The following is a 3,749-nucleotide window of genomic DNA, read 5'->3' as shown; positions in this document are numbered from 1 at the left end:
CCGGAAGGGAAACGTTGATAAATAAACGTTTCTATACGTGAAAAGTCGGTTTTTGATGTGTTTTTATCAAAAACTGATGAAAGTCGGGCTAACAAAACAAAAATTCCAACTTCAATTAGTGATTTGTGGTTTTAATCACCTTGGTCACGGATTCAGGTTGTAGTAACTTTCCCATTTAATTTAATTATTGGGATTCCTTTGTATTTAGAGCTAGCTAGATTCTGTAATTAAGGAAGTAAAAAAGAGCAGGAAGTTTTAATCTCCTGCTCAAATATATTTTAATATAATTCTTATTATGCTTTAGGAATTATGAGATGATTATGTGAAAAATAAAATATGAATAAAATAAACAATCCCCGCTGAGCCGAGAGTAATTAGTAAAGCAGTTCCCCATTTTTTAATCTTATGATCTTTAATAGAGATTACATTAAACAAGATAAACAGAATAGCAACGAAGACTGCATACCAAGGTGTTAATTTGGGGTATTCCTAAAAAAATCCAAAAAGAAGATAAAGAAAAGAAACTATACCTCCTACACCAATTATAATATTACAATAATCCATTTTTTGTTTTCCATTCTGATTCACTCCAATACAATTTATATTATAAAGAAAAAAATAGAACTTATTCAATGAATGATGACTGATTCCGCACTCTTTCCGACTAAAAAAATTCCTAGACTAATAAAAATATACCTTTTCTAACAAAAATTAAACATGGGGGAGTGCTGAACGAATTCTTGACATGTCATTTTAAATGCGTTCAATGAAAGATGTTTTCCAAGAATTTAATATGGTTTATTCAGCATGATATGATAATATATCCAATAAGCAATAACGATTTTATTGACTGGAGGAAATCAGATGTATAGTTTCAAAAATGATTATAGTGAAGGAGCACATCCTAGAATCTTACAAGCTTTAATCGACTCAAACTTTGTACAGGAAGATGGATATGGAGGAGATCAATTTACGCAAAAAGCAATTGAGCTTATGAAGGAGAAAGTTGGGAGAGATGACGTTGATATACATCTTTTATCAGGCGGTACCCAAACAAATTTAACGGCAATTTCTGCTTTTCTTCGACCATATGAAGCGGCGATTGCTGCTAGTACGGGTCATATTCTTACACACGAAACCGGTGCAATTGAAGCAACGGGACATAAAATCCTATCTGTAGAAACAGAAAATGGCAAACTGACACCATCACAAATAAAAATAGTCCTAGAACTACATGCGGATGAGCACATGGTAAAACCAAAGTTGGTTTACATATCGAATGCGACGGAAATTGGCTCTATCTATACTAAGAGAGAATTGACTGATTTAAGAGAGTTCTGTCAGGAGTATAATCTACTATTATATATGGATGGGGCAAGGCTTGGGTCAGCACTGTGCTCTGATGATAATGACTTGAAGCTAACCGATATTCCAGCACTTGTGGATGCATTCTATATTGGAGGGACCAAGAACGGAGCACTTTTAGGTGAGGCATTAGTCATTTGTCATGATTCTTTGAAAGAAGATTTTCGCTTTCATTTAAAGCAGAAAGGTGCTCTTCTCGCAAAAGGTAGACTATTAGGTATTCAATTTTATGAACTGTTCCGAGATGATTTATTTTTTGAATTAGCTCAGCATGCGAATAAAATGGCAACCATTCTTAGGGAAGAATGTAGCATAGCCCAGTTTTCATTCTTGACCCATTCTCCTTCTAACCAAATATTTCCAATTTTACCTAACTCACTTATTACTGAACTTCAAAAAAACTATAGTTTTTATATATGGGAAAAGATTGATGCCAAAAACTCTGCAATTCGATTAGTCACATCTTGGGCTACAAAAGAGGAAGAGGTAAGAGGTTTTGTTGAGGACATGAAAAGGCAACTACAGATGCATTAAAGTAACAGCTACTTTTATGAATACAATTTAGTTTGTTTGAACTGCAACTGTTTTGGAAATATGAGCAGTACCACTTTTGGCTATATGGACGTTACCCTGTTTAAGAAGTGATTAATATAACAGCACATCAATGTATAAAGTTGATGTGCTTTTTGAGTATATTTAATGGCTATAAATGAGTATTATTTTATCACTTCGATTTCGTCAATAACCGTATTTCCGCCTGTACCTTTGCGAATGGAAGCTAAGTTTTTCTAATAATAAAACTCATATGTCTTCCGCTTTCTTTGTCTTGACGATAAGAGAAACCATCTGTGCTTAAATACGTACAGGTCTGATCAATCGTTATCTGTTCAGCGGGGATACCAGACACCTCACATTGTTTTTTCACAGTTTGCTGATTGTCAATGTGATACTTGCGGGTTTGATCGTTGTAATAAATAAAGTCATCCGCATAACCAAGGTCCTTGAATTTTGAATATACATCTTCATCGACTTCAAATTTCTCCTGACTTAGCGCTGCACCAATTTGGACATGCAAATCACTTGGATTACAATGTTCAACTTGTTTTAAATGCTCAAATAGATTCAAGGATATTTCTTTGACTGTACCTTGCCATCCAGAATGAATCACGCCAATGAGGCCGTTCACTTCATTGTGAAAAATAACCTGGACACAATCGGCAGTAAAGCTACATAATACTAGATTTGGCTCATACGTATATAAGGCGTCTGTATCCACAATTGCCGTGTCACTTTCGGAAGCGCCTCTCCCTTTATCTTCAAGCGTTACCTGATGGAAATTTGAACTATGTGTTTGATTGGCACAAACAAAATCATCCAGCCTACATTGCAAGAAAGTAGCTAATTTCTTACGATTTTCTACCACATTTTCAGTGTTTTCACAGGCATGAAGAGCCATATTGTAGCTTTCAAGTTCGTCCGCATCTTTAAAGGTCATCCCTGCGATGAATTTCTCCTTGTTTAAGTACACCTTTGTTTTCATATCATCACCTTGTTTTAATATATATTAATAAATTGCTGATGTATAGGCAGGTACAGAGGTCGTCGATGTTGACGATGAGTGGGCTAAATTGGCACCCATATAATTGAACAACCAACAAAGCCAATCTTCAATCCTAGGGCTTTTATTTTTAGGTTTAGGTTTCTTCGTTAAAGATTACAAGACCAATATCTTTAAAAGAATTGAGTTATGCTAAAGCAAGCTCTTTTTTGGAATTAGAATTAGACTTTGAATGCAGGAACTAGTCTTCCAACTAATATCACATAATTTACCTATATTAAATCTGCTATTATAGTATGATATTTCACCTTTTAAATAAGAGAAGTGATAAAATATAGACATATAGATAGGAGGGTTTATAAATGGTTATACAAGCAGATATGTCACCTTTAACAATAGTGAAAGATTGGAAAAACACAGAAAATGTATTTAAAAAATATAATTTGCCAATTACAGACACAACTTTAGTAACATTAGTTAAAGAAGATGTTCTTACTATATTACTTCAAGAATTAAATGATAATGTCAGTAATCTCACTGAAGCATGTGTAGAAGGTGGTTGACGAGTGCCAAATAAAAAGGAGTAGGTTACTCCTTATAATAAAAGCAAAAATATAGTGGTTTTTTAAAAAAATCCCCGCTAGTATCAAAAGATACTAGCGGGGATTTTAATTGTATAAGGTTCCTAGATCTTCACCTATTTTATATTGTTTTTGATACTAAAGAAGCTGACACTCCCACCGCTAAAGCAGTGGGGTTCTGTTTGAAAACGGTTTCTTTCAATCGGACACCACGCCACCTCTTAGGTTGCTGGAATAGGAATTGA

General features: G+C 34.3%; 3 protein-coding genes. 2 read left to right on the top strand and 1 reads right to left on the bottom strand.

Annotation, left to right across the window (positions count from 1 at the left end; genetic code table 11):
* Nucleotides 1-864: 864 nt before the first annotated feature.
* Complete coding sequence (locus B371_RS0101080) at nucleotides 865-1,899, top strand: low specificity L-threonine aldolase (protein WP_019412482.1); 1,035 nt, start codon at nucleotides 865-867, stop codon at nucleotides 1,897-1,899.
* A 244-nt stretch (nucleotides 1,900-2,143) separates the two neighbouring features.
* On the opposite strand, the gene pgeF is transcribed toward B371_RS0101080, so the two are convergent.
* A complete protein-coding gene (gene pgeF / locus B371_RS0101075; RefSeq protein ID WP_019412481.1) occupies nucleotides 2,144-2,905 on the bottom strand; it encodes a peptidoglycan editing factor PgeF in 762 nt (253 codons plus the stop codon).
* Between the two features lie 380 nt (nucleotides 2,906-3,285).
* On the opposite strand from pgeF, the gene B371_RS0101070 reads away from it, so the two are divergent.
* On the top strand, nucleotides 3,286-3,486 hold the full coding sequence (locus tag B371_RS0101070) for a hypothetical protein (protein WP_019412480.1): 201 nt from the start codon (nucleotides 3,286-3,288) through the stop codon (nucleotides 3,484-3,486).
* Nucleotides 3,487-3,749: the final 263 nt, after the last annotated feature.

The organism is Paenisporosarcina sp. TG20 (assembly GCF_000286315.1).
Classification (GTDB): Bacteria; Bacillota; Bacilli; order Bacillales_A; family Planococcaceae; genus Paenisporosarcina.
This window is presented reverse-complemented; position numbering and strand designations above follow the sequence as displayed.

Bases quoted from the DNA above. Each gene is read 5' to 3' on its own strand.
- B371_RS0101080 (WP_019412482.1), top strand. From the start codon at position 865: ATGTATAGTTTCAAAAATGATTATAGTGAAGGAGCACATCCTAGAATC.
- pgeF (WP_019412481.1), bottom strand. From the start codon at position 2,905: ATGAAAACAAAGGTGTACTTAAACAAGGAGAAATTCATCGCAGGGATG.
- B371_RS0101070 (WP_019412480.1), top strand. From the start codon at position 3,286: ATGGTTATACAAGCAGATATGTCACCTTTAACAATAGTGAAAGATTGG.